The organism is Algoriphagus sp. SE2 (genome assembly GCF_039563885.1).
Lineage (GTDB): Bacteria > Bacteroidota > Bacteroidia > Cytophagales > Cyclobacteriaceae > Algoriphagus.
This window is the reverse complement of record NZ_JBCLWJ010000059.1, coordinates 1-868: the sequence shown is the minus strand read 5'-3', so window position 1 is coordinate 868 and position 868 is coordinate 1. Positions and strand designations below refer to the sequence as shown.

The following is an 868-nucleotide window of genomic DNA, read 5'->3' as shown; positions in this document are numbered from 1 at the left end:
CCCGATAGCTATCAGGATCAGAAGTAGGCGTGAAAAAGCAATTACTTATAGCCATTGTTTTGCTTTCGTTCTATCAATTATTCAATGTAGTTTATCCATTTACATTGGTAAGGTCATCAAGCAATTTATCTATTGAAACGTCAAGTCGATACATGGCTCGTATTACAGCCCTTAAATCAAAAAACCGAGATATGTACATACTGGCAAATTCACGGTTATTATAGAAGGCATCCAATTCGTTTTCGAAGTAAATTTCCGCATCATTGAATCTTGGAATATTCCCGCCGCTCAAAAAGGCATCTTCATTGAGTAAACTATCTCCCCTCCGGGCATACATATCCAAAAGACTGAAATGTTTCGTTATATAAGGGGATTCAATATTTCTCCAATGCTCTTCGAATCGTCGAAGCTCGTTATTCATGTTTTCAATCTCCGAATTATAGGCTAGCAAATTTTCTTTGATGGTTTCAGAGTCAATCGCACTATAACTGCCAGAGCTAATCATTTCTTCAAGAGAATTTGTAGTTAAGGATCTTACCCTTACCGGTCCTAATTCAAGAATTTTATCGAGTAGGTATGTGTTTTTATGCTCCGTAGAAATTGAATTATTGTTTAATGAATCAATAAAATTAAGTCCCGTTCGAAGATCAAATTTTATCATCTCTATATTGGATTTTAGGACGCGTTTATTGGAATTTAATTCCTCCGCCAGGGAACTAAGGCTTATTAATGTTTTGTGTTCCAAATTTTTATTCTCATTCCAATTATTTACTTGAAGAGCAATCAAAATCCCAATTACAACAAGGATGATTTCTCCCATAGCATAAATAAGATACCTGCTAAACTTATTTTCAGTCAGCAATTTTTG

The 868-nt window shown here is 34.8% G+C and carries 1 protein-coding gene; it reads right to left on the bottom strand.

Translation table 11 applies throughout. The features are described from left to right. Positions 1 to 91 precede the first annotated feature (91 nt). Positions 92 to 868, bottom strand: a 777-nt coding sequence (locus AAGF08_RS20390) for a DUF6090 family protein (protein ID WP_343513298.1), incomplete at its 5' end; no start/stop codon positions are given.